Annotated in this window: 19 protein-coding genes; 13 read left to right on the top strand and 6 right to left on the bottom strand. The window is 59.9% G+C overall.

Annotation, left to right across the window (positions count from 1 at the left end; all coding sequences use genetic code 11):
• Positions 1-70: 70 nt before the first annotated feature.
• Positions 71-2,179 (bottom strand): molybdopterin oxidoreductase family protein, encoded by a 2,109-nt coding sequence (locus ACEN2T_RS13405; RefSeq protein ID WP_442116847.1) that lies wholly within the window; start codon positions 2,177-2,179, stop codon positions 71-73.
• A 433-nt stretch (positions 2,180-2,612) separates the two neighbouring features.
• Here ACEN2T_RS13405 and argF point away from each other — a divergent pair, with 433 nt between their 5' ends.
• Complete coding sequence (gene argF / locus ACEN2T_RS13400; RefSeq protein ID WP_032891794.1) at positions 2,613-3,533, top strand: ornithine carbamoyltransferase; 921 nt, start codon at positions 2,613-2,615, stop codon at positions 3,531-3,533.
• Complete coding sequence (locus ACEN2T_RS13395) at positions 3,530-4,639, top strand: ABC transporter ATP-binding protein (protein ID WP_099601217.1); 1,110 nt, start codon at positions 3,530-3,532, stop codon at positions 4,637-4,639. The genes argF and ACEN2T_RS13395 overlap by 4 nt, the downstream gene beginning before the upstream one ends.
• Positions 4,640-4,774: 135 nt before the next feature.
• Here ACEN2T_RS13395 and ybaK read toward each other — a convergent pair whose 3' ends face one another.
• Positions 4,775-5,245, bottom strand: a complete 471-nt coding sequence (ybaK, locus tag ACEN2T_RS13390) for a Cys-tRNA(Pro) deacylase (protein WP_032891799.1) — start codon at positions 5,243-5,245, stop codon at positions 4,775-4,777.
• Between the two features lie 327 nt (positions 5,246-5,572).
• Between ybaK and ACEN2T_RS13385 the strand changes: the two genes are divergently transcribed.
• The 11 genes from ACEN2T_RS13385 to ACEN2T_RS13335 all read left to right on the top strand — a co-directional run bounded on the left by ACEN2T_RS13385 (position 5,573) and on the right by ACEN2T_RS13335 (position 17,997).
• The gene (locus tag ACEN2T_RS13385; RefSeq protein ID WP_032891800.1) at positions 5,573-6,427 is read left to right on the top strand and encodes an MIP/aquaporin family protein; all 855 of its coding nucleotides are present in this window, start codon (positions 5,573-5,575) and stop codon (positions 6,425-6,427) included.
• 81 nt (positions 6,428-6,508) lie between these two features.
• Positions 6,509-8,014 (top strand): glycerol kinase GlpK, encoded by a 1,506-nt coding sequence (gene glpK / locus ACEN2T_RS13380; RefSeq protein ID WP_442116846.1) that lies wholly within the window; start codon positions 6,509-6,511, stop codon positions 8,012-8,014.
• A gap of 83 nt (positions 8,015-8,097) precedes the next feature.
• A complete protein-coding gene (locus ACEN2T_RS13375; RefSeq protein WP_032891803.1) occupies positions 8,098-8,853 on the top strand; it encodes a DeoR/GlpR family transcriptional regulator in 756 nt (251 codons plus the stop codon).
• A gap of 278 nt (positions 8,854-9,131) precedes the next feature.
• A complete protein-coding gene (gene glpD / locus ACEN2T_RS13370; protein WP_442116845.1) occupies positions 9,132-10,670 on the top strand; it encodes a glycerol-3-phosphate dehydrogenase in 1,539 nt (512 codons plus the stop codon).
• 314 nt (positions 10,671-10,984) lie between these two features.
• The gene (locus ACEN2T_RS13365) at positions 10,985-11,911 is read left to right on the top strand and encodes a glutamate/aspartate ABC transporter substrate-binding protein (RefSeq protein ID WP_442116844.1); all 927 of its coding nucleotides are present in this window, start codon (positions 10,985-10,987) and stop codon (positions 11,909-11,911) included.
• 193 nt (positions 11,912-12,104) lie between these two features.
• Positions 12,105-12,851: an amino acid ABC transporter permease gene (locus ACEN2T_RS13360; protein WP_032891809.1), complete on the top strand. Its 747-nt coding sequence runs from the start codon at positions 12,105-12,107 to the stop codon at positions 12,849-12,851.
• Positions 12,851-13,522: an amino acid ABC transporter permease gene (locus ACEN2T_RS13355; protein ID WP_032891811.1), complete on the top strand. Its 672-nt coding sequence runs from the start codon at positions 12,851-12,853 to the stop codon at positions 13,520-13,522. Before ACEN2T_RS13360 ends, ACEN2T_RS13355 begins: the two co-directional genes overlap by 1 nt.
• On the top strand, positions 13,519-14,253 hold the full coding sequence (locus ACEN2T_RS13350) for an amino acid ABC transporter ATP-binding protein (protein WP_042560754.1): 735 nt from the start codon (positions 13,519-13,521) through the stop codon (positions 14,251-14,253). Before ACEN2T_RS13355 ends, ACEN2T_RS13350 begins: the two co-directional genes overlap by 4 nt.
• A gap of 170 nt (positions 14,254-14,423) precedes the next feature.
• Positions 14,424-16,325, top strand: coding sequence for a sensor histidine kinase (locus ACEN2T_RS13345; protein ID WP_032891816.1), 1,902 nt, complete (start codon positions 14,424-14,426; stop codon positions 16,323-16,325).
• On the top strand, positions 16,322-17,659 hold the full coding sequence (locus ACEN2T_RS13340) for a sigma-54-dependent transcriptional regulator (protein WP_032891818.1): 1,338 nt from the start codon (positions 16,322-16,324) through the stop codon (positions 17,657-17,659). Before ACEN2T_RS13345 ends, ACEN2T_RS13340 begins: the two co-directional genes overlap by 4 nt.
• Positions 17,659-17,997, top strand: coding sequence for a GlpM family protein (locus tag ACEN2T_RS13335; protein WP_095183946.1), 339 nt, complete (start codon positions 17,659-17,661; stop codon positions 17,995-17,997). The genes ACEN2T_RS13340 and ACEN2T_RS13335 overlap by 1 nt, the downstream gene beginning before the upstream one ends.
• 124 nt (positions 17,998-18,121) lie before the next feature.
• Here the strand turns inward: ACEN2T_RS13335 and ACEN2T_RS13330 are convergent, their stop codons facing one another.
• The 4 genes from ACEN2T_RS13330 to ACEN2T_RS13315 form a co-directional block, all read right to left on the bottom strand.
• Positions 18,122-19,519, bottom strand: a complete 1,398-nt coding sequence (locus ACEN2T_RS13330; protein ID WP_122680291.1) for a sigma-54-dependent transcriptional regulator — start codon at positions 19,517-19,519, stop codon at positions 18,122-18,124.
• On the bottom strand, positions 19,509-21,278 hold the full coding sequence (locus tag ACEN2T_RS13325; RefSeq protein ID WP_095183944.1) for a sensor histidine kinase: 1,770 nt from the start codon (positions 21,276-21,278) through the stop codon (positions 19,509-19,511). Before ACEN2T_RS13325 ends, ACEN2T_RS13330 begins: the two co-directional genes overlap by 11 nt.
• Complete coding sequence (locus tag ACEN2T_RS13320; RefSeq protein WP_442116843.1) at positions 21,275-22,402, bottom strand: GNAT family N-acetyltransferase; 1,128 nt, start codon at positions 22,400-22,402, stop codon at positions 21,275-21,277. The genes ACEN2T_RS13325 and ACEN2T_RS13320 overlap by 4 nt, the downstream gene beginning before the upstream one ends.
• A gap of 459 nt (positions 22,403-22,861) precedes the next feature.
• Positions 22,862-23,072, bottom strand: a 211-nt coding sequence (locus ACEN2T_RS13315; protein ID WP_442116842.1) for a hypothetical protein, incomplete at its 5' end; no start/stop codon positions are given.

Below are 23,072 nucleotides of genomic sequence, written 5' to 3'. Positions count from 1 at the left end.
CTCGGCTGGAACTTTGCGACTCACAGGTCGGCACGGTGGCGCATTGTAACGCAAAATTCCAGCCGGGTGCTCAGGCCGCTGCTACCTGGACCGGAACGCCATTGAGCGCAGCGTTCCCCGATAGCTCATCCAACTGCCGCTCGTCGGTCAAGTCATTCGCGCTCGCCCCCGGTTGCCCGCTGGCGATGGTCATCTGGACGCCCGGGCGAGCGTGGCCCCAGCCATGGGGCAGGCTGACGACCCCGGGCATCATCTCCAGACTGGCCAGCACCTCTACCTCGATCATGCCAATGCGCGAACTCACGCGAACCCGCTGACCATCACTCAGTTGCCGACTGACAAGGTCATCGGGATGCATCAGCAATTGATGTCGGGGCTTGCCCTTCACCAAGCGATGATAATTATGCATCCAGGAATTATTGCTGCGCACATGCCGACGGCCGATCAGCAGCAGTTCGTCAGCCATGGGCAGCGGCTGCGCGGCGAAGCGCGCCAGGTCGGCAAGAATCACAGCGGGCGCGGCCTGAACCTTACCGTCAGCCGTTTTCAAGCGCGCACAAAGATTGGGCTGCAACGGCCCCAAATCCACGCCATGGGGGTGATCGGCCAGCATCGCAACCGACAGTTTATGACTCGACGCATCACCATACGCCCCGGCACGCAGTCCGAAGTCGATCATCTTGGCCGGCGGCATCGTCGGTTTAAGCACAACACCGGTCTGCGCCGCAAAGGCGGTGGCCAGACCGACGAAAATTTCCCAGTCATGCAAGGCCCCTTCGGGCTTGGGCAAGATCGCGCGGTTGAAACGGGTGACGTTACGCACCGCAAACATGTTGAAGGTGGTGTCGTAGTGATCGTTTTCCAGGGCCGAGGTGGACGGCAAAATCAGATCGGCGTACCGAGTGGTCTCGTTGATGTAAAGATCGATACTGACCATGAACTCCAACCCATCCAGCGCCTGCTCCAACTGGCGACCGTTAGGGGTCGACAGCACAGGATTGCCCGCTACCGTGACCAATGCGCGAATCTGCCCTTCGCCGTCAGTAAGCATTTCTTCAGCCAGGGCCGACACCGGCAACTCGCCGCCGTACTCCGGACGCCCGGAAACCCGGCTTTGCCAGCGGTTGAAATGCCCCCCGCCGGTCGACGCCACCAGGTCCACCGCGGGCGTAGTGCACAAGGCGCCGCCAACCCGGTCCAGGTTGCCGGTAACCAGGTTGATCAACTGCACCAACCAATGGCAGAGCGTGCCAAACGCCTGGGTCGACACACCCATACGCCCATAACACACGGCCTTGTCCGCTGCGGCAAAGTCCCGCGCTAATTGGCGGATCTGTTCGGCAGGCACCGCACACTGGCGGCTCATGGCCTCGGCAGTAAAGCCTGCGATAGCACGGCGAACGTCCTCAAGACCGTCTACCGGTAAATGACTGGGGCGTGTCAGGTTTTCGGTAAACAAGGTGTTGAGCACACCGAACAACAGCGCCGCATCCCCACCCGGCCGCACGAATAGGTGTTGATCAGCAATCGCCGCCGTTTCACTGCGCCGAGGGTCTACCACCACCACTTTGCCGCCCCGGGACTGAATGGCCTTAAGGCGCTTCTCCACATCTGGCACGGTCATAATGCTGCCGTTGGAAGCCAGCGGGTTGCCACCCAGGATCAGCATAAAGTCGGTGTGATCGATGTCCGGGATCGGCAGCAGCAGGCCATGGCCGTACATCAAGTGGCTGGTGAGGTGATGAGGCAACTGATCCACAGAGGTCGCGGAATACCGATTGCGCGTCTTGAGCAGGCCGAGGAAGTAGTTGCTGTGAGTCATCAGCCCATAGTTGTGCACGCTGGGGTTGCCCTGATACACCGCCACCGCATTCTGCCCGTGCCGGGCCTGGATACCCGACAGCCGCTCGGCGACTAACGAGAACGCTTCGTCCCACGGGATCGCTCGCCATTCGCTGCCCGTTCGCAACATCGGCTGGTGGAGGCGGTCCGGGTCATTCTGGATATCCTGCAACGCCACCGCCTTTGGGCAGATATGACCACGGCTGAAGGTGTCCAACGCGTCGCCCTTGATCGAGGTAATCGCCAGGCTGCCGTCTTCGGCTTGGGTAGTTTCCAGGGTCAAGCCACAGATGGCTTCACATAGATGGCACGCACGGTGATGGAGAGTCTTGGTCATGGCCAGTCTCTTTATAGGGGCTTTGGTCTGACTATGGGCCGCGACCATGACAGACGCCAGTATCGTTCGTCCTGTGAATCGGCAAGCATTAGGCCAGGCCATGACCAAGCATGAGCAAATGTTACAAAACGCTATATACAGCCCCGGAAACCGACGCGGCCTGATCCGAGCCCGCCCCCGCGCATTGCAAAAGGTTGCGACGCCAGTGTACAAATGGCCCGCTGCCGTCAGGAAATCGTCTTCAAAAGCGCTCTCGCGCCCTTCTTGAACACCCCTAAAAACGTAGCCCTATTGGTAAGACGCGACATTTAATGTCAATATCGCGCCTTCCCCTATTTCGTCGCCCCGTGCGGCTTTCGCCGCAGGTCTCGCCCGTTGTCACAATAAACAAGGCTTTGAGTATCTGCGGTCTGTTGCAAAAAGGTAGTTAATGATGAGCGCAAGGCACTTTCTCTCCCTGATGGATTGCACGCCCGAAGAGCTGGTCAGCGTGATCCGTCGAGGCATTGAGCTTAAAGACCTGCGTAACCGCGGCGTACTGTTCGAGCCTTTGAAAAACCGCGTCCTCGGCATGATTTTCGAGAAGTCGTCGACCCGCACCCGTGTGTCTTTTGAAGCCGGCATGATCCAACTAGGTGGCCAAGCCATCTTCCTGTCTTCGCGCGACACTCAACTGGGTCGTGGCGAGCCTGTCGCCGACAGCGCCCGCGTCATGTCGCGCATGCTGGATGCGGTGATGATCCGTACCTTTGCCCACAGCACCGTCACCGAATTTTCCGCCAACTCACGAGTTCCGGTGATCAACGGCCTGTCCGATGACCTGCACCCGTGCCAGTTGCTGGCTGACATGCAAACCTTCCTTGAGCACCGTGGCTCCATCCAAGGCAAGACCGTGGCCTGGATCGGTGACGGCAACAACATGTGCAACAGCTATATAGAAGCGGCGATCCAATTCGACTTCCAACTGCGCATTGCTTGCCCGCAAGGCTACGAGCCTGACGCGCGCTTCCTGGCACAGGCCGGCGATCGCGTCACCCTGGTGCGTGACCCACGTGACGCCGTGCTGGGCGCGCACCTCGTCAGCACCGACGTCTGGACCTCCATGGGCCAGGAAGACGAAACCGCCCAGCGCCTGGCCCTGTTCGCGCCTTACCAGGTAAATCGGGCCTTGCTCGACCTGGCTGCGCCGGATGTGCTGTTCATGCACTGCCTGCCCGCTCACCGCGGCGAAGAAATTAGCCTCGACCTGCTTGACGATGAGCGCTCGGTCGCCTGGGACCAGGCCGAAAACCGCCTGCACGCTCAGAAGGCTCTGCTCGAATTCCTCGTCCCGCCTTCGTACCACCACGCATGAGCCAGCCACTTCTGCTGAACCTGCGCAATCTGGCATGCGGCTATCAAGATCAACGGGTGGTACAGAACCTCAATCTGCACCTGAACGCGGGTGATATCGGTTGCCTGCTCGGCTCATCAGGCTGCGGTAAAACCACCACTCTGCGCGCGATTGCCGGTTTTGAGCCGGTGCATGAAGGCGAAATCAGCCTGGCGGGAGAAGTGATCTCCAGTGCCGGTTTTACCCTGGCACCGGAGAAACGTCGCATCGGCATGGTGTTCCAGGACTACGCGCTGTTTCCCCACCTCAGCGTGGCCGACAACATCGCGTTCGGCATCCGCAAGCATCCACAAAAGGATCGCGTGGTTACCGAGTTGCTGGAACTGGTCAACCTGAAGAATCTGGGCAAGCGCTTCCCTCACGAACTGTCCGGCGGCCAGCAGCAACGTGTCGCCCTCGCCCGCGCCCTGGCGCCGGAGCCGCAACTGTTGCTGCTGGACGAACCCTTCTCCAACCTTGATGGCGAACTGCGGCGCAAGCTCAGCCATGAGGTGCGCGACATTCTCAAGGCGCGCGGCACCAGTGCGATCCTGGTCACCCATGACCAGGAAGAAGCGTTTGCCGTGAGTGATCAGGTCGGCGTCTTCAAGGAGGGCCGTCTGGAGCAGTGGGACACGCCCTACAACCTCTATCACGAACCTCAGACACCCTACGTCGCCAGCTTTATCGGCCAGGGTTATTTCATTCGTGGTCAATTGAGCTCGCCCGAGTCCGTCAGCACCGAACTGGGTGACCTGCGCGGCAATCGCGCCTACACCTGGCCGACCGGTGGTGCGGTGGATGTGTTGCTACGCCCGGATGACATCGTCTACGCGCCGGACAGTGCATTGAAAGCCCGGATCGTCGGCAAGACGTTCCTCGGTGCATCCACCTTGTACCGTCTGCAGTTGCCGACCGGCGCGCAACTGGAATCGATTTTCCCCAGTCATGCCGACCATCAGGTGGGGTCGGATGTGGGGATTCGTGTAGCCGCTGAGCATCTGGTGCTGTTTCAGGCTTCGGGCAGCACCGCGGCGCAGATCCCTCGATCCGAGTCGGGCGTACGGCGCTACAACCCGGCACACTGAGTATTTGAAGAATACTGGTCATCATGTGGGAGGGAGCTTGCTCCCGATGGCAGTGGGTCAGCTGTAGATACACCGGCTGACCTACAGCGATAGTGAGCAAGCGCCCTCCCACATGGGCTCGCCAGGAGCCTGGGATTACGCCCGACCAATTTCTGCGAATATGGCCTGGGTGTGCTCCGCCAGCACCGCTGCCGACAACTCCACTTCCAAACCCCGCCTCCCCGCACTGACAAAAATCGTCGTGAACGGCTGCGCTGTCACATCGATAAACGTGCGCAAACGCTTCTTCTGCCCCAACGGACTGATGCCACCTAACAGATAACCGGTAGAACGCTGCGCCGCGGCGGGGTCGGCCATTTCTACTTTTTTCACCCCCGCCGCGTGCGCCAGGGCTTTCAAGTCCAGACTTCCGACGACCGGCACCACAGCCACCAACAATTCGCCTTTTTCGCTGCTGGCCAACAAGGTCTTGAACACCTGCGCCGGGTCGAGGCTCAACTTTTCTGCGGCCTCCAGGCCATATGAGGCGGCCTTGGGATCGTGTTCATAACTGTGGATGCGATGTTCGGCGCGAACTTTTTTCAACAAATCCAATGCGGGGGTCATGGCGTCTCCGGCGGTGGCAAACAGGTGGCCAATTCTAGGCCAAGCCCGCGTAAAACGCTCTAATGCGCACCTCTCTTCAAACGATACTCCGTAGGGCAAGCATGATCATTCATCAAACCCATAGTTCGAAAGTGACTGACCGTTCACTTTCGACCTTTGACAGCGGTCATTCTTGTCTATATTTTTTCGCTTACGAACACTGTAGTAATACACCTACAGTATTCCAGCAGTAAGCCGTGCCTTGGATGGGGATCCTCGTCACGGTGAAAATCGCGCCACCGCCCGTTGAGGCAGTGCGCCAGACAAGAACAACAATTGAGGTTTTCCATGACAACTGCTCTTCAACAGCCTTCACTTTCGAGCCAATGCATGGCCGAGTTCCTGGGGACTGCGCTTCTGATCTTCTTCGGTACAGGATGTGTCGCTGCTCTCAAGGTCGCGGGTGCCAGCTTTGGGTTATGGGAAATCAGCATCATCTGGGGTATCGGCGTCAGCATGGCGATCTACCTGAGCGCCGGTATTTCCGGGGCTCACCTCAACCCAGCCGTCAGCATCGCCCTGTGCCTTTTCGCCGATTTCGAAAAGCGCAAACTGCCCTTCTACATCCTCGCCCAAGTGGCCGGCGCATTCTGCTCAGCGGCGCTGGTGTACACGCTCTATAGCAATCTGTTTTTCGATTACGAACAAACCCATCATCTGGTACGCGGCACTCAAGCCAGCCTGGAATTGGCGTCGGTGTTCTCCACCTACCCTCATGCCCTGCTGAGCACTGCACAGGCTTTCCTGGTGGAAATGGTCATTACGGCGATTCTGATGGGCGTGATCATGGCCCTGACCGATGACAATAACGGCCTGCCACGCGGCCCGTTGGCGCCACTGCTGATCGGCCTGCTGATTGCGGTAATTGGCAGCGCCATGGGCCCGTTGACCGGCTTTGCGATGAACCCGGCGCGGGATTTCGGGCCCAAGCTGATGACCTTTTTCGCTGGTTGGGGTGAAATGGCCTTCACTGGCGGCCGCGATATTCCTTACTTCCTGGTGCCGATTTTCGCGCCGATTGTCGGCGCATGCCTGGGTGCTGCGGCCTATCGCGGGCTGATTGCCCGTCATCTGCCGAGCGCCGCACCTGCTGTCGCCGAAACCCAAGACACCGCCGTCACTGGCGAAACCCGTATTTCCTGATAATACCGCCTGGTCCCTACTGCCCTTTTAGTGGCCCAGGCTGTTGATCCACTCCCTTATTTCTCGTCCAAGGCAATCGACATGACCGACATTCAGAATAAGAACTACATCATTGCCCTTGATCAGGGCACCACCAGTTCCCGGGCAATCATCTTCGATCGTGACGCCAACGTGGTCTGCACCGCCCAGCGTGAGTTCACTCAGCACTACCCACAGCCTGGGTGGGTTGAACATGACCCGATGGAAATCTTCGCTACCCAGAGCGCGGTGATGGTCGAAGCCCTGGCACAAGCCGGCCTGCACCACGACCAGGTCGCCGCCATCGGTATCACCAACCAGCGTGAAACCACCGTAGTGTGGGACAAAATCACCGGCCGCCCGATCTACAACGCCATCGTATGGCAGTGCCGCCGCAGCACCGAGATCTGCCAGCAGCTCAAGCGTGATGGCCACGAGCAATACATCAACGACACCACCGGCCTGGTCACCGACCCGTACTTTTCCGGTACCAAGCTCAAGTGGATCCTCGATAACGTCGAAGGCAGCCGTGAGCGCGCGCGCAACGGCGAACTGCTGTTCGGCACTGTGGACAGCTGGCTGATCTGGAAATTTACCGGCGGCAAAACCCACGTCACCGATTACACCAACGCCTCGCGCACCATGCTCTTCAACATCAATACCCTGGAGTGGGATGCGAAGATGCTGGAGATCCTCGACGTTCCTCGCGAAATGCTGCCGGAAGTGAAGTCCTCTTCGGAGATCTACGGCCGCACCAAGAGCGGCATCGCCATCGGCGGTATCGCCGGTGATCAGCAAGCGGCGCTGTTCGGCCAGATGTGCGTGGAAGCCGGCCAGGCCAAGAACACCTACGGCACCGGCTGCTTCCTGCTGATGAACACCGGCGACAAAGCGGTGAAATCCAAGCACGGCATGCTCACCACCATCGCCTGCGGCCCGCGTGGCGAAGTGGCCTACGCACTCGAAGGCGCGGTCTTCAACGGCGGCTCCACTGTGCAGTGGCTGCGTGACGAGTTGAAGATCATTGCCGACGCCACCGACACCGAATACTTCGCCGGCAAGGTCAAGGACAGCAATGGCGTGTACCTGGTCCCGGCCTTCACCGGCCTGGGTGCTCCGTACTGGGACCCCTACGCCCGTGGCGCACTGTTCGGCCTGACCCGTGGCGTACGCGTGGATCACATTATTCGTGCAGCCCTGGAGTCGATTGCCTACCAAACCCGTGACGTTCTCGATGCCATGCAGCAGGACTCCGGCGAACGCCTCAAGGCCCTGCGTGTGGACGGCGGCGCGGTAGCCAACAACTTCCTGATGCAGTTCCAGGCCGATATCCTCGGCACCCAGGTCGAGCGCCCGCAAATGCGCGAGACCACGGCATTAGGCGCCGCCTATCTGGCCGGCCTGGCCTGTGGCTTCTGGGGCAGCCTGGACGAGTTGCGAGGCAAGGCAGTGATCGAGCGCGAATTCGAACCACAGCTCGATGAAGCAGCCAAAGAAAAACTCTACGCTGGCTGGCAAAAAGCTGTCAGCCGCACCCGCGACTGGGAACCGCACGAAGGCGCCGAATAAGCCAAGCTCCGGTTGTAACTGGCCGGGAGCGGATTCCTGCGTCATCATGGGCCACTTTTGTATGGCAGCCCAAAGGACGCCCCATGAATCTGCCTCCCCGCCAACAACAAATCCTCGAACTGGTCCGCGAGCGCGGCTACGTCAGTATCGAGGAAATGGCGCAGCTATTTGTTGTCACCCCGCAAACCATCCGCCGCGATATCAATCAGCTGGCGGACGCCAATTTGCTGCGCCGCTACCACGGCGGCGCGGCCTATGACTCCAGTGTCGAAAACACCGCGTACGCCATGCGTGCCGACCAGATGCGCGACGAGAAACAGCGCATCGGCGAGGCCATTGCCGCGCAAATCCCCGACCACGCCTCGCTGTTCATCAATATCGGCACCACCACCGAGTCCATCGCCCGTGCGCTGCTGAATCACAACCACCTGAAAATCATCACCAACAACCTCAACGTCGCCACCATGCTCAGTGCCAAGGATGACTTTGACGTGCTGCTGACCGGCGGCAACGTGCGGCGTGACGGCGGTGTGGTGGGCCAGGCCAGCGTGGACTTCATCAACCAGTTCAAGGTCGACTTTGCCTTGGTGGGTATCAGCGGCATTGATGAAGATGGCAGCTTGTTGGATTTCGATTACCAGGAAGTCAGGGTTTCCCAGGCGATCATCGCCAATGCCCGCAAAGTGATCCTGGCGGCGGACTCGAGCAAATTTGGGCGCAATGCCATGATTCGTTTAGGGCCGATCAGCCTGGTGGACTGCCTGGTGACGGATCAGCAGCCGGTGCCGGCGCTGGTGCAGTTGCTGAATGACCATAAGGTTCGCCTGGAAGTCGTATAGCGTCTGCACTGACGTCATCGGGGGCAAGCCCCCTCCCACCCTTCGAGCTGTGAATACGCTCGAATGTGGGAAGGGGCTTACTCCCACAATGGCGCGCCATCACACACCCTTTTCCTCAAGCCTTTCCAAGGCTCATGTTCACAATTCTTCCTTTTCCCGCCCTTTGATGAGTTTTTTCAATCAAAGTCGAGTGGCTGTGCGCGCGTTTATCAGCTACCATTTTCGCAAATGAACATTAATGTTCGAATTCCAAGACGAAAAAATCGCGAGGCCAGCCGATGAACCCTTCCACCTTGCCTGCATCACCGCTTGCCGAAGTCTATGACGTTGCCGTAATCGGTGGCGGGATCAACGGCGTCGGCATTGCAGCAGACGCAGCCGGTCGCGGTTTGTCAGTATTCCTTTGCGAAAAGGACGACCTGGCCAGCCACACCTCCTCCGCCAGCAGCAAGCTGATCCACGGCGGCCTGCGCTACCTCGAACATTACGAGTTCCGCTTGGTGCGTGAAGCATTGGCCGAACGCGAAGTGCTGCTGGCCAAGGCCCCGCACATCGTCAAGCAGATGCGTTTTGTATTGCCGCACCGCCCGCACCTGCGCCCGGCGTGGATGATCCGCGCAGGTCTGTTCCTGTATGACCACTTGGGCAAGCGCGAAAAGCTCGCCGGCTCCAAAAGCCTCAAGTTTGGCGCTGACAGCCCGCTGAAAAGCGAAATCACCAAGGGTTTCGAATACTCCGACTGCTGGGTCGATGACGCCCGCCTGGTGGTGCTCAACGCCATGGCCGCCCGCGAAAAAGGCGCGCACATTCACACCCAGACCCGCTGCATCAGCGCGCATCGCAGCAACGGTATGTGGGATATGAACATGGAACGCGCCGACGGCAGCCTGTTCTCGATCCGCGCCCGCGCTTTGGTGAATGCCGCCGGCCCGTGGGTCGCCAAGTTCATCAAGGAAGACCTGAAGCTGGATTCGCCCTACGGCATCCGCTTAATCCAGGGCAGCCACCTGATCGTGCCGAAACTGTACGAAGGTGCCCACGCGCACATCCTGCAGAACGAAGATCAGCGCATCGTCTTCACTATTCCGTACCTGAACCACCTGACCATCATCGGCACCACCGACCGCGAATACACCGGGGATCCGGCGAAAGTGGCGATCACCGAAGGTGAAACCGACTACATGCTCAACGTGGTAAACGCGCACTTCAAGAAACAACTGAGCCGCGATGACATCGTCCACACCTACTCCGGCGTACGCCCGCTGTGCAACGACGAGTCGGATAACCCATCGGCGATCACCCGCGATTACACCCTGTCGGTGTCGGGCGGCGCAGGCGAGGCACCGATTCTGTCGGTGTTCGGCGGCAAGCTGACCACCTATCGCAAGCTCGCCGAGTCGGCGATGGCGCAATTGGCCCCGTATTTCACCCAAATGCGCCCAAGCTGGACCGCCAAGGCCAGCCTGCCGGGTGGCGAAGACATGACCTCACCAGAAGCCCTGGCCGAAGCCATTCGCCACAAATTCGACTGGGTGCCGAGCGAGATCGCACGCCGTTGGTCCACCACCTATGGCAGCCGCACATGGCGCCTGCTGGAAGGCGTGCAATCGCTGGCTGACCTGGGCGACCACTTGGGTGGCGGCCTGTATACCCGAGAAGTCGACTACCTGGGCGCCGAAGAATGGGTGACCCAACCTCAGGACGTGCTGTGGCGCCGTACCAAGCTTGGCCTGTTCACCACACCGGAAGAACAGGACAACCTGCAACGTTACCTGTCCCAAGTTGAGCAGAACCGCAGCAAGACTCAGGCGGCCTGACAGACTCTTCATACAAATGCCCCTGCGCCGCGAGGCCCAGGGGCTTTTTTATGCGCACCAAGTCATTCGGTTTTCCGAACGCAACACTCCAAGCTATTCGGTTTGCCGGACCGTACAGTTACATATTTACCGTCACACAAAGTTAATCATCATATAAATCATACGGTTAGCCATTTAGCCCTGGCCTGGCACGACTCATGCTCTACACTCTTGGACGATTGCCTGGGACGCCTCAGGAGCCGTCACGGGCATTCGCTGTACAAGAGAGCCGTCTAACTGGCTTCATAAAAAAAACAAATGTCGAGGAAGTATTGATGCGCATCGTTCCCCATATCCTGGGCGCAGCTATCGCTGCTGCTCTGATCAGCACTCCAGTTTTTGCCGCCGAACTCACCGGCACACTGAAGAAAATCAACGACTCCGGCACCATCACCCTCGCGCACCGCGACAGCTCCATTCCGTTTTCCTACATCGCGGATGGTTCGGGCAAACCGGTTGGCTACTCCCACGACATCCAAGTAGCTGTCGTCGAGCAACTGAAAAAAGACCTGAACAAGCCCGACCTGAAGACCAAGTACAACCTGGTCACCTCGCAAACTCGTATTCCGCTGATCCAGAACGGCACTGCGGACCTTGAGTGCGGCTCCACCACCAACAATGCCGAGCGCGCTCAGCAAGTCGACTTCACCGTCAACATCTTCGAAATCGGCACCCGCCTACTGGTCAAGAAAGACAAGGACGGCAAGCCGTCTTACGCCGACTTTGCCGACCTGAAAGGCAAGAACGTCGTGACCACCGCTGGCACCACGTCCGAGCGCATCATCAAAGCGATGAACGCCGACAAGCAGATGGGCATGAACGTCATCTCCGCCAAAGACCACGGCGAATCCTTCCAAATGCTCGAAAGCGGCCGCGCCGTTGCGTTCATGATGGATGACGCCCTGCTGGCCGGCGAAGAAGCCAAGGCCAAGAAGCCGGATGATTGGGTAATCACCGGTACTCCACAGTCCTTCGAAGCCTACGCCTGCATGGTTCGCAAAGGCGATCCAGACTTCAAGAAAGCCGTAGATGGCGCCATCACCGCCCTGTACAAATCCGGTGAAATCAACAGGATCTACAGCAAATGGTTCGAGAGCCCGATTCCACCTAAAGGCCTGAACCTGAACTTCCCAATGAGTGACAAGGTTAAAGAGCTGATCGCCAACCCAAGCGACAAGCCAGCGCCTGACGTAAAAATCTGACACTGATCTAACCTTATCTCCTGAGGGAGCAACCCTCCCTCAGGCGTCTGTAATTACCTGCTGGATTTAACTTGGAACACTCGACCTGGCGGTTTTCGAGCCGATCGTGTGTGCCTGGCGTTCATCGCCAGGAGGGAATGGATTTTCCCCAAGCGGGTGCTTGTACATCGATCGATCTCGAGGGGAGACCCTAATGAATTACAACTGGGACTGGGGCGTGTTCTTCAAGTCCACCGGCGTGGGCAGCGAGACTTATCTCGACTGGTACATCGCCGGCTTGGGCTGGACCATTGCCATCGCTGTCGTGGCATGGATTATCGCCTTGCTGCTGGGCTCCATTCTGGGGGTCATGCGCACTGTGCCAAACCGCCTCGTATCGGGCATCGCGACCTGCTACGTGGAACTGTTTCGTAACGTGCCGCTGCTGGTTCAGCTGTTCATCTGGTATTTCCTGATACCCGACCTGCTGCCGCAAAACCTGCAGGACTGGTACAAACAAGACCTGAACCCGACCACCTCGGCCTACCTGAGCGTCGTCGTGTGCCTTGGCCTGTTCACTGCCGCCCGCGTGTGTGAGCAAGTGCGCACCGGCATCCAGGCGTTACCACGTGGCCAGGAATCCGCTGCGCGCGCCATGGGCTTCAAGCTGCCGCAGATCTACTGGAACGTGCTGCTGCCGCAGGCCTACCGCATCATCATTCCGCCGCTTACCTCGGAATTCCTCAACGTGTTCAAGAACTCCTCCGTGGCGTCCTTGATCGGCTTGATGGAACTGCTGGCACAAACCAAGCAGACCGCCGAGTTCTCGGCCAACCTGTTTGAAGCCTTCACCCTGGCCACGCTGATCTACTTCACCCTGAACATGAGCCTGATGCTGCTGATGCGCGTGGTCGAGAAGAAAGTCGCAGTGCCCGGCCTGATCTCCGTGGGGGGTAAATAATGGAACTCGATTTCAGCGGCATCATCCCCGCGATCCCAGGCCTGTGGAACGGCATGGTCATGACCTTGCAGTTGATGGTCATGGGCGTGATCGGCGGTATCGCCCTGGGCACGATCCTGGCGCTGATGCGCCTGTCGTCCAGCAAACTGCTGTCGCGCCTGGCCGGCGCCTATGTGAACTATTTCCGTTCGATCCCGTTGCTGTTGGTGATCACCTGGTTCTACTTGGCCGTACCGTTCGTACTGCGCTGGATCACCGGCGAAGACACACCCATCGGAGCGTTCACCTCCTGCGTCGTGGCCTTCATGATGTTCGAAGCCGCGTACTTCTGTGAGATCGTGCGGGCCGGCGTGCAGTCGATTCCCAAGGGCCAGATGGGCGCAGCGCAAGCGATGGGCATGACCTATGGCCAGACCATGCGTCTGATTATCCTGCCCCAGGCGTTCCGCAAGATGACCCCGTTGCTGCTGCAACAGAGCATCATCCTGTTCCAGGACACCTCGCTGGTCTACACCGTGGGCCTGGTGGACTTCCTCAATTCCGCCCGCTCCAACGGCGACATCATCGGCCGCTCCAATGAGTTCCTGATCTTTGCCGGTGTCGTCTACTTCATCATCAGCTTTTCCGCCTCGCTGCTGGTCAAGCGTCTGCAAAAAAGGTTTGCCGTATGATCTCTATCAAGAACATCAACAAGTGGTATGGCGACTTCCAGGTGCTGACCGATTGCAGCACCGAGGTCAAAAAAGGCGAAGTGATCGTTGTGTGCGGGCCTTCGGGCTCGGGTAAATCCACCCTGATCAAATGCGTCAACGCGCTGGAACCGTTCCAGAAAGGCGACATCGTAGTCGACGGCACCTCCATCGCCGACCCGAAGACCAACCTGCCGAAACTGCGCTCGCGCGTGGGCATGGTGTTCCAGCACTTCGAACTGTTCCCGCACCTGACCATCACCGAAAACCTGACCATCGCACAGATCAAAGTGCTCGGCCGCAGCAAGGAAGAGGCGACCAAGAAAGGCCTGCAACTGCTGGAGCGCGTCGGCCTGTCGGCGCACGCCCACAAGCACCCAGGCCAACTCTCTGGCGGCCAACAACAACGTGTGGCGATTGCCCGCGCCCTGGCCATGGACCCGATCGTCATGCTGTTCGACGAACCGACCTCGGCCCTGGACCCGGAAATGGTCAACGAAGTGCTGGACGTGATGGTGCAATTGGCCCAGGAAGGCATGACCATGATGTGCGTAACCCACGAAATGGGCTTTGCCCGTAAAGTGGCCGACCGCGTGATCTTCATGGACGCCGGCAAGATCATCGAAGACTGCCCGAAAGAAGAATTCTTCGGCGACATCAGCGCCCGCTCCGAGCGTGCGCAGCACTTCCTTGAGAAAATCCTGCAGCACTAAGCACTACATAGCTCCTGCTGTAGAAACCGGGCCAATATGGGAGGGGGCGTGCCCCCGATAGTGGTGGATCAGCGATAGATATACCGACTGACACACTGCAATCGGGGGCAAGCCCCCTCCCATGCTGGACCGCACAGGCTGGCAGCTCTGGTTGACCCAAGGCATCTGTGATGAAATGCGACCCCAACCAATTTCGCGCCGCACCGCCATCACTTGCCGTGAAGCCTCGTCTGATTCGCCAACTGTTCCTGCCGCCGTTGATCGTCGCCCTGATGATCGGCTTGGGTTATATCGGCTTTTGGATCAGCGAGTACTACGGCATACGCACCCTCAGCGACACGGGCGAACGCCAGTTGGAGCTGCATGCCCGCACCGTCGAAAGTGAACTCAGCAAATACACTTACCTGCCCAGCCTGCTGGAGCTGGAGACCAGCGTCTCGCAGCTGCTCGCCGACCCGAGCCAGGAAACCCGCAAAAACGTCAACGACTACCTCGAAGGCCTGAACCGACGCAGTCGCAGTCGGGCCATCTACGTGATGGACACCACCGGTCGGGTGCTGGCCACCAGCAACTGGCGCGATGCCGACAGTTACCAAGGTGAAGACCTCTCCTTCCGCGCGTATTTCCAGAACGCCGTGCGCGGCCAGCCCGGGCGTTTCTACGGCATCGGCAGCACCAATGGCGAACCCGGTTATTACCTGGCCCACGGGCTGGAAGAGCACGGCAAGATCATCGGCGTCGCAGTGGTCAAGGTACGCCTTGAAGCGCTGGAAGAACGTTGGCAACGTGCGCGCCTGGAAGCCTTCGTCAGCGACGAGAACGGCATCATCATCCTCTCCAGCGACCCGGCCCGCCGCCTCAAGGCCGTGCGCCCGTTGAGCAATGAAACCAAGGATCGCCTGGCCCACAGCCTGCAATATTACTGGGCCACGCTGAACGAGCTTGAACCGCTGGCCCGTGAGCGCTTGAACGAAGGCACCGAAAAACTGACCTTTCCGGCCAACAGCGAAGTGGTCAACGACGAACACGAAGTCAGCTACCTGGCGCAAACCCGACCGCTCAACGACACACCGTGGAATTTCACCCTCCTCACTCCCCTCAATGACCTGCGCCGCGCAGCGATCAACCAAGGCATTCTGGTGGCTGTCGCATTTGGTCTGGTGGCATTCCTGCTGATTGCCTGGAATGAGCGACGCAAAGTCATCGCCACCCGCCTCGCCGCACGGGAAGCCTTGCAGGAAGCCAACAGCCAGTTGGAGCGTCGGATTGCCGAACGCACCGCGGACCTGCGCGCCAGCAACGAACGGCTCAAAGGCCAGATCCGCGAACGACGCCAGGCCGAAGAAACCCTGCGCCGTGCCCAGGATGAGCTGGTGCAGGCCGGGAAACTGGCGGCCATCGGCCAGATGTCCACCAGCATTGCCCACGAATTGAACCAGCCGTTGGCCGCGCTGCGCACCTTGTCCGGCAACACCGTGCGCTTCCTGGAGCGCGGCGCTCTGGACACCGCCAGCGCCAACCTCAAGACCATCAACGAACTGATCGACCGCATGGGCCGCATCACTGCCAGCCTGCGCTCCTTTGCCCGGCGCGGTGACGACCAGGGCGAAGCCAACCTCGCCAAGGCGGTGGACGCTGCGTTCCAGGTACTGGGCGCGCGCCTGGACAGCCTGCCGCTGACCGTGCATCGCGACTTCGTTGCGGCCCATTTGCAGATCGACCAGACACGCCTGGAGCAGATCCTGGTCAACCTGATCGGCAACGCCCTTGACGCCATGCAGGCACAACCCGCTCCCGAGTTGTGGCTGGAAGGCAGTGTCGCCGAAGGCAAATACCGCCTGCATGTACGCGACAACGGCCACGGCATCGACGCCGAGGCGCGCAAGCATTTGTTCGAACCGTTCTTCACCACCAAGCCCGGCGAGCAAGGTCTGGGCTTGGGCCTGACCCTGTCCGCCAGCCTCGCGGCGGCCACCGGCGGCACGCTCGCCGTTGAGCATCCGGCCAGTGGTGGTACCGCTTTTGTCCTGAGCCTGCCGCTGGTAGGCGCTCAACAAGCTGAGTCGACATGAATATTGATCCTCAAGACCTCACCGTGCTGATCGTCGAAGACGACCCCCATGTGCTGCTCGGCTGCCAGCAGGCCCTCGCGCTGGAAGATATTCCCAGCGAAGGCGTGGGCAGTGCCGAAGAGGCGTTGAAGCGCATCGGCGAGAACTTCGCGGGCATCGTGATCAGCGACATTCGCCTGCCGGGCATCGACGGCCTGGAGCTGCTCACCCGCCTCAAGGCCCTGGATAAAAGCCTGCCGGTGGTGCTGATCACCGGGCACGGCGATATCTCCATGGCCGTCGGCGCCATGCGCAATGGCGCTTACGATTTCATGGAGAAGCCCTTCTCTCCCGAACGCCTGGTGGATGTCGCTCGTCGTGCCCTTGAGCAACGCGCACTGGCGCGGGAAGTCTGGTCGCTGCGCCGTCAGTTGGCCGAGCGTGACTCCCTGGAAGGCCGCATCATCGGCCGCTCCCCTGCCATGCAGAACCTGCGCGAGCTGATCGCCAACGTCGCCGACACCTCAGCCAACGTGCTGATCGAAGGCGAGACCGGCACCGGTAAAGAACTGGTCGCCCGCTGCCTGCATGATTTCAGCCGGCGCCACTCGCACCAGTTCGTCGCCCTCAACTGCGGCGGTCTGCCGGAGAACCTGTTCGAAAGCGAGATTTTCGGCCACGAAGCCAACGCATTTACCGGCGCCGGCAAGCGGCGCATCGGCAAGATCGAGCACGCCCACGAAGGCACGCTGTTTCTCGATGAAGTAGAAAGCATGCCGATCAACCTGCAGATCAAATTGCTGCGGGTGTTGCAGGAACGCACTCTGGAACGCCTGGGTTCGAACCAGAGCGTGGCCGTGGATTGCCGCGTGATCGCCGCCACCAAGTCCGACCTCGACGAACTGAGCCGCGCCAGCCAGTTCCGCAGTGACCTGTACTACCGCCTCAACGTGGTCACGCTGGAACTGCCGCCGTTACGCGAGCGCCGCGAAGACATCCTGCAACTGTTCGAACACTTCCTGCAGCAGTCATCCCTGCGCTTCGACCGCACCGCGCCGGAGTTGGACAACCAGACCCTGTCCAGCCTGATGAGCCATGACTGGCCCGGCAACGTGCGTGAGCTGCGCAACGTCGCCGAACGTTTCGCCCTCGGCCTGCCCGCCTTCAAAAAAAGCGGCGCAAGCAGTGGCAGCCACGGCCTGGCGTTTACCGAAGCGGTGGAAGCCTTTGAGCGCAACCTGCTCAGCGACGCCCTGCAACGCAGCGGCGGCAACCTGACCCAGGCCAGCCAGGAACTGGGGATGGCCAAGACCACCCTCTTCGACAAGGTCAAGAAATACGGGTTGAGTCACTGATGGATCTATTCTTGAAAGCCGCCCTCGGCGCGGCGGTGGTACTGATATTGGCCGCATTGGCCAAGACCAAAAACTATTACATCGCGGGGCTGGTACCGCTGTTTCCGACCTTTGCGCTGATCGCCCATTACATCGTCGGCAAGGGCCGTTCGGTAGACGATTTGAAGACCACGATCCTGTTTGGGATGTGGTCGATCATTCCGTACTTTGTGTATCTGGCGACGTTGTATGTGATGGTTGACCGCATGCGGCTGGAGGCCTCTTTAGCCGTAGCCGCGGTAGCGTGGCTGATCGCCGCGACGATCCTGGTGAGTATCTGGGTACGCCTCCATACCTGACCCGACTCGGTCAAAAAATGTGGGAGGGGGCTTGCCCCCGATAGCGGTGGATCAGTTAAAGATGAGCTGACTGACACACCGCTATCGGGGGCAAGCCCCCTCCCACATTTTTAATCGAGGTGTGTCAGCGGACTATCTTGTCGACCTGGATGCCCAGCTTCTTCAGGCGATACCAGAAACTGCGCTCAGAGATCCCGATCTTCGCCGCCGCCGCAGCCTGCACGCCATTACTCTCCTGCAACGCCGCCAGAATGTAGGCCTTCTCCACCTCCGCCAGCGCCGCATCCAAGTCCTGAGGAATCCCTGGCCCGTCGCTGAGAATCGTCGTCACGCCCAGCTCGCTCGGCTTCGACGCAAACAGGTAACCCGGCAGGTCGATATCCTCGATGACCGGCGAGGCCGCCACAATCGTTGCGCGTTCCACACAATTTTGCAGCTCGCGGATATTGCCGGGCCAGTGATACGCGGCCATCGCCTGCAATGCTTCGGGGCTGAAGCCGGTGATGCGTTTGCCCGCAGTGGCGCTGAGGGTCTGGGCGAAGTGGCGGGCCAGGGGCGCGATGTCTTCGACGCGCTCGCGAAGGGCCGGCAAAGGGATCGGGAACACGTTGAGGCGGTAATACAGGTCTTCGCGAAACTCCTTCTTGGCCACCGCTTCCAACAGGTTCTTGTTGGTGGCCGCGATCACTCGCACATCCACCTTGCGCTCGCGGGGATCGCCCACCGGCTCGATGACCCGCTCCTGCAATGCACGTAGGATCTTGGCCTGCAACGCCAGAGGCATATCGCCGACTTCATCAAGGAAGAGCGTGCCTTTGTCGGCCTGCATAAAACGCCCTACCCGGTCCGCTACCGCGCCAGTGAATGCGCCTTTGCGGTGGCCGAACATCTCGCTTTCCAGCAGCCCTTCCGGGATTGCGGCGCAGTTGACCGCCACGAAGGGTTTGTCGGCACGGCTGCCGTGTTTGTGGATGGCACGGGCGACCATTTCCTTGCCGGTGCCGCTTTCGCCGGTCAGCAGGACAGTGGCGCTGCTGTCACGCACCGATTCCACCGCTTGCAACACCGTGCGAAACGCCGGGCTGTCACCCACCAGGCTGTCGAACTGGGCATGCTCATCCAGCTCGGCGCGCAGGCGTGCGTTGTCGCGCATGATGTCGCGAAATTGCAAGGCTTTGCTGACGGTGATGTCCAGTTCGTCGATATCGAACGGCTTGGCGATGTAGTCATAGGCGCCGTTGCGCATCGACTGCACGGCGTTTTTAACCGTGCTGTAGGCGGTCATCACAATCACCGGCACATGGGGGTAGCGTACCTTGATTTCCGCCAGCAGCGCCGGCCCGTCCATGCCCGGCATGCGCCAGTCGCTGATCACCAGGTCGATGTCTTCCTGCTCCAGCACCTTGAGCGCGTGCAGCCCGTTACCGGCGATAAATACCTGGATGCCGTTCTGACTCAGGGCCGACGCCAGCAGATCACAGAGCTTGGGTTCGTCGTCGACCACTAGAATGTTATGCGTCATGACTGTCCTCGTCGTCTTCGCCCATCGCCGGAATGTACAGGCTGAAGGTGGCGCCGGCATCTTTCTCGCTGGCGCATTCGATGCTGCCATCGTGACTTTCCATGATCGAATAGACCTTGGCCAGACCCAAGCCAGTACCCGAGGCCTTGGTGGTGACGAAGGGCGTAAAGATGCGCTCGACCATCTCTGCCGGAATGCCCTGGCCGGTGTCGGCAATGCTGATAACGGTGTTGTCGCCCACCGTGCGAATCCCCACGGTCAGGCGCCCGCCTTCGGGCATCGCGTCGATGGCGTTGAGAATCAGATTGAGGCACGCCTGTTTGAGCTGTTTGGCATCCGCGTAAATAGTCGCGCCCGGTGCCTGGTCGTCGATCTGCGCATCGATGTTGTGAGTAGCCAGTTCCGGGGCGCAGAAACCGAAGATTTCCTCCACCAGCGGACGTGCCGGCTGCACCACACGTAGCGGCGGATTGGGCTTGGCGAAATCGAGGAACTCGGTGATCAGGTCGTTGATGCGGCTGACTTCACTGATCACGTACTCCAGGTGGCGCTTATCGGTGTCCGCCAGGTCGGCGCGGCGGTGCAGCAACTGGGTAGCGGTCTTGATGATGCCCAGGGGGTTGCGGATCTCGTGGGCCAGGCCCATGGCGACTTCGCCCAGTGCATGCAGGCGATCGCGGCGGCGCAACTGGGCTTCGAGGTGATGCAACTCGCCCAGGCGCTCGGTCATATGGTTGAAGGTGCTGCTCAATTGCGCCAGCTCATCGCCGCCGCTGACCGCTACGCGATGGGTGTAATTGCCGGAAATCACCGCACTCACGCCTTGGGACAAGTCTCGCAGCGGCCGGGTCAAGCGCCGCGACACCAACACCCCCGCCGCCAATGACAGCGCCGAGCTGACCAGGAATATCAAGACGAACAGATTGCTCTGGTTGACCAGCCCCACCAGGCTGCTATGGCGCAGCAGGCCGCTGAAAATCACGCCCTGCAAATCGCCCGCGTCGTTGAAGATCGGCCAGTACAAACCGCTGTAGTTATTGGTGAATTGCTCGCTGGGCTGTTTGGTGCTGCGCATAGCCGCTTCAACATTTTTGGGGATGCGCGACGGGTGATCCTCGAAGCGCTGGGTCGAGAAAATTTCCGAGAAGCCCTCGGGGTTGGCCAGGTACAGGCGCAGGTCAAGGGAGTGCACATCGGCCACGCTGGTGAGGAAACTGCTGTCCAGGTAAGTGGCCACCAGCAACTGGTAGTCGACGCCGTCCCGGGAAGTGTCGAACGTAGAGACCACAATGCCCGTGCTCACGCCCGCCACCTGCACCGTCTGCAACACCGCGTTGCTGGTCAGGCTGATCTGCTTGACGATGTCGTCGGAGGCGGTGCTGAACACCGTTTTGTGGTCACTGACGCGAATCAACGCGACCACGTCAATGTCCGTGGCATCGGCGATGTCGGCCGTCAGCCGGTCGTGCCGGGCAGCTTGCCGGTTCTCCGGCGGGCTGGTGTAGCGCAGGAACAATTTGGCCATGCGCGCGTTGTCATGAAGGATGTCGCCGATCTCGTCCTTGACGATCTTGGTCGACTCCTGCAGCCAGATCCGCACGTTGCTGTCGAAAATCTGCGACAGCGTGGTGGCGGCCAACTCCGCCGCGATCATGGTGGGGATCACGCTGACCAACCAGAATGCCAGCACCAGCTTGCGCTGGACACTCCAGCGCGAAATGGCAAAGGGACGGGCTTTCTGGCGGGTCTTGGTGATCATCGGGTTTCGCTTATCGCAGCAGCCATGGCAGGGTCGGAACGGTCCGGTCGAATAAACAGTTTTACAAGCTTGAGCAGGCCATTGACCAGCCGGTTGCGGTGGCGGAAAAACAAACTGTTGCCCTGGAACTCGCAGCCCAGGCGCAGCTTACTGGCATACCCGGCCTGCCCGCACTCGTACACCGCAATATTGTGCTCAATACAATAGTCGACGTTGGTCAGCCAGCTACGGAAATACAGGTTGTAGTCGCGGGTGAAGTTCACGTCATGCCCGAAGAACTTGTCCACCAGCCGATGCTCATCCACCAGCATCAGGTTGAACGCCACCAACTGCTCGTCCACCCAGTAAAGCGCACACACCGCGCGTGACTCAAGGCGTTCAAGCACACCGGTGAAGTAGCCCGCAGGCAGGCGTTCGAACTGCAGCTCGGCTCGGGTGAGTGTGGCTTCGTAAAGGCGCATGACCTCAGGCAGTACATCGTCGATGTTGCGCCGCCACTCCACCCGTGGCCCCGGTGCGCGCAGTTTGCGACGCAGATCCTTGCGCGTGGATTTGCCCAGAGAGCCCAGGTAGGCGTCCACTGAACCGTAGGGCAACGGCAACACACCGGTGGGCAGGCTCGGCATGGTCTGGAAACCGGCGGCGCGGCAACTGTCGGCCCAGTGCGGATCGTTGCTCGGCGCGTCCTTGACCGCCACCAGGCCGATACCGAAGTCATCGGCGTCGTGGCGTGCGGCGTCCAGCACATGCTTGAGCAACAACGGGCGGCGCGACTCGGGGACGTGGCGGGAAAATCCGGCATCACAGCGCTCGGCAACCGGCGAGCCGATGGCATAGAGGCCCAATGTCAAAACCCCCGGCCACCGTCGCTCAAGGCGTTCGGTGAAACGCTTGCCGACGCCTGAAACCGTGGTGTCGAGGCGGTAATGGGTGATGAACGCGGGGGCGACTGCCACCAGGGTTCCGTCTTCGTAGACCGCAAGGTAGCGCCACTGGAAATCATCGAGGGCCGCGTTTTCCACGGCGACGTAATAGTCCCAGTCTTCCAGGGCACCGGGGAAGCAATCGTTCCACGCACTGCGCTGGAGGGCCCGGATGGTGGGGAAGGCTTGGGTGGTGATCACATCGTTTCCATATTCAGGGCCTGGGGCCGGCGATTTTTTGTGGTGAATGGGGCTATTTGTGATGAAAGGTTTTTTGTAGTGAATGGTACTTTTTGTGGTGAGCGGCACCTTTTGTGGTGAATGGTACTTTTTGTGGTGAATGGCACCTTTTGTGGTGAGCGGTACTTTTTGTGGTGAATGGCATCTTTTTTGGTGAGCGGTACTTTTTTGTGGTGAGCGGGCTTGCCCCGCGCTGGGCTGCGAAGCAGCCCCACTCCAGGCAACGAGTTTCTCCAGCTAGACCGCAATGGCCGGTTTTGGGGCGGCTTCGCCACCCAGCGCAGGACAAGCCTGCTCACCACTAGAGCCCTGCACACCACAACACTCTGGAGGGTCCGGAGGGTGGGTAAGGATTGGGTGGTGATCACATCGTTTCCATATTCAGGGCCTGGGGCCGGCGATTTTTTGAGGTGAATGGGCCTATCTGTGATGAACGGTTTTTTTGTAGTGAATGGTACTTTTTGTGGTGAATGGCACCTTTTGTAGTGGGCGGTACTTTTTGTGGTGAATGGCACCTTTTGTGGTGAGCGGTACTTTTTTGTGGTGAATGGTACTTTTTGTGGTGAGCGGGCTTGCCCCGCGCTGGGCTGCGAAGCAGCCCCACTCCAGGCAACGAGTTTCTCCAGCTAGA

Source organism: Pseudomonas sp. W22_MBD1_FP4 (assembly GCF_052113765.1).
Taxonomy (GTDB): Bacteria; Pseudomonadota; Gammaproteobacteria; order Pseudomonadales; family Pseudomonadaceae; genus Aquipseudomonas; species Aquipseudomonas sivasensis.
This window is presented reverse-complemented; position numbering and strand designations above follow the sequence as displayed.

Bases quoted from the DNA above. Each gene is read 5' to 3' on its own strand.
- ACEN2T_RS13330 (WP_122680291.1), bottom strand. From the start codon at position 19,519: ATGACGCATAACATTCTAGTGGTCGACGACGAACCCAAGCTCTGTGAT.
- glpD (WP_442116845.1), top strand. From the start codon at position 9,132: ATGAACCCTTCCACCTTGCCTGCATCACCGCTTGCCGAAGTCTATGAC.
- ACEN2T_RS13345 (WP_032891816.1), top strand. From the start codon at position 14,424: ATGAAATGCGACCCCAACCAATTTCGCGCCGCACCGCCATCACTTGCC.
- ACEN2T_RS13325 (WP_095183944.1), bottom strand. From the start codon at position 21,278: ATGATCACCAAGACCCGCCAGAAAGCCCGTCCCTTTGCCATTTCGCGC.
- ACEN2T_RS13360 (WP_032891809.1), top strand. From the start codon at position 12,105: ATGAATTACAACTGGGACTGGGGCGTGTTCTTCAAGTCCACCGGCGTG.
- ACEN2T_RS13350 (WP_042560754.1), top strand. From the start codon at position 13,519: ATGATCTCTATCAAGAACATCAACAAGTGGTATGGCGACTTCCAGGTG.
- ybaK (WP_032891799.1), bottom strand. From the start codon at position 5,245: ATGACCCCCGCATTGGATTTGTTGAAAAAAGTTCGCGCCGAACATCGC.
- ACEN2T_RS13395 (WP_099601217.1), top strand. From the start codon at position 3,530: ATGAGCCAGCCACTTCTGCTGAACCTGCGCAATCTGGCATGCGGCTAT.
- ACEN2T_RS13375 (WP_032891803.1), top strand. From the start codon at position 8,098: ATGAATCTGCCTCCCCGCCAACAACAAATCCTCGAACTGGTCCGCGAG.
- ACEN2T_RS13335 (WP_095183946.1), top strand. From the start codon at position 17,659: ATGGATCTATTCTTGAAAGCCGCCCTCGGCGCGGCGGTGGTACTGATA.
- argF (WP_032891794.1), top strand. From the start codon at position 2,613: ATGAGCGCAAGGCACTTTCTCTCCCTGATGGATTGCACGCCCGAAGAG.
- ACEN2T_RS13340 (WP_032891818.1), top strand. From the start codon at position 16,322: ATGAATATTGATCCTCAAGACCTCACCGTGCTGATCGTCGAAGACGAC.
- ACEN2T_RS13405 (WP_442116847.1), bottom strand. From the start codon at position 2,179: ATGACCAAGACTCTCCATCACCGTGCGTGCCATCTATGTGAAGCCATC.
- ACEN2T_RS13355 (WP_032891811.1), top strand. From the start codon at position 12,851: ATGGAACTCGATTTCAGCGGCATCATCCCCGCGATCCCAGGCCTGTGG.
- ACEN2T_RS13385 (WP_032891800.1), top strand. From the start codon at position 5,573: ATGACAACTGCTCTTCAACAGCCTTCACTTTCGAGCCAATGCATGGCC.
- glpK (WP_442116846.1), top strand. From the start codon at position 6,509: ATGACCGACATTCAGAATAAGAACTACATCATTGCCCTTGATCAGGGC.
- ACEN2T_RS13365 (WP_442116844.1), top strand. From the start codon at position 10,985: ATGCGCATCGTTCCCCATATCCTGGGCGCAGCTATCGCTGCTGCTCTG.